A 1,463-nucleotide genomic window follows, 5' to 3' on the forward strand; every position below is an offset into this window, starting at 1 on the left:
CTTACATGGACGTCTCCAGAAGAGCAAGATTCGGCGGCGTGAAGGTCTGAAGGGTTTGCAGTCTTACATACGGCCTGTCGGTGCAGGGTGTTCGTCCTGCTGGCCCTGATGGCATTCGCGGGTGAGGCTCCTGTCTGCACATCGGGCTTGATGCCCTGTATCCCTATCGGATTGCCCCCACCCCGGTTTGACCTGTTGACCCATCACACAAGCTTCTTGCATGCTCTCCTTCAAAACGGTTTCCTAGCGTTTGGTGTTCTCAGTTCATTGTGGTGGTCTCAGGCTGCGGCGAGGTCGACCGGATTCCATCTCACCTGGTCAAAGGCCTTGCCTTTGACCAGGACTGCCCAGACTGTTCGGGCCAGCTTGTTGGCCAGCGCCGCGACCACCACGCTGTATGGGCGGCGCAGTAACAGTCTCTCGATCCAGCCGCTTCGCTGACTCCTGGCAATCACGGCGCGAGCGCCGTGCATCAGCATGGTCCTCACATAAGGGTCTCCGCGTTTGGATATCCCCAACTGCCGGGTCTTCCCTCCGGTGCCAGTCTGTCGGGGCGTCAGTCCCAGCCAGGCGGCGAATTGCCTGCCGGACTCGAAGCTGGACAGGTCGGTTGCAGTAGATACCAAGGCTGTCGCCGTCAACGGACCGATGCCCGGTATGGCTTGCAGTGCCAGCATGTGCTGGTTTTGCTTGACCATCGAGGCCAGCCGTTTGTCCAGCTGATCGATATCGCACTGCAGGCTGTCGATACGACGCAGTTGATCCTGAATGCTGACGACCACCACTTCTGGCAGCCGCTGTTCCTGGGCTTTGGCCAGTGCGTCCTGAACGAGCTTGAGCAATGCCCGGTGCCCCTCAGGCAGCACGATTCCGAACTCGTAGAGCAACCCGCGCAGCGCGTTGGTTTGCATGATGCGCACCTTCATGAGCTGAGCGCGCATACGGTGCAGTGTCAGGCAAGCTTGCTGCTGCTCGTTCTTGACAGGCACGGCCTTGATGTGAGGTTGCTGGGCCGCTACCCAGATGGCCTGGGCATCACGGGCGTCAGTCTTGTCGCGCAGCACAAAGGCGCGAACATGCTTGGCGGGCAGCAGCTTGACCTCATGTCCCAGCGTCTGCAGCGTTCTGGCCCAGTGGTGCGCACCGCCACAAGCCTCCATCGCGACGAGGGACTTCTGACGATTGGCAAAGAATGCGGTTACTCGATCACGCCTGAGCTTGTGCCGGGTGACCTCGCCTGTCTGGGCATCCACGACGTGCAGCTGGAACACGTGCTTGGCAATATCCATTCCGATGACTGGCAGCGTTGCAGTAAATTGCATGGTGGGGCCTCCGGTTCAAAGGTGGTTGCGACGAACTTCCACTTTGGCACTTTGATGCCGTTACCGCCAGGCCCCACCTTGTATCGGGTAACAGGCCGACGGCGCCAACGGCGGTGTAGGTGGAGACGTCCATGCCATCTG

The 1,463-nt window shown here is 60.0% G+C and carries 1 protein-coding gene; it reads right to left on the reverse strand.

Features of this window, described 5'->3' with window-relative positions; translation table 11 throughout:
* Positions 1–278: 278 nt before the first annotated feature.
* A complete protein-coding gene (locus IHV84_RS20140; protein WP_066695817.1) occupies positions 279–1,322 on the reverse strand; it encodes an IS110 family transposase in 1,044 nt (347 codons plus the stop codon).
* Between the last annotated feature and the right edge of the window lie 141 nt (positions 1,323–1,463).

It is taken from the genome of Acidovorax sp. IB03 (assembly GCF_016406015.1).
GTDB classification, from domain to species: domain Bacteria; phylum Pseudomonadota; class Gammaproteobacteria; order Burkholderiales; family Burkholderiaceae_C; genus Acidovorax; species Acidovorax temperans.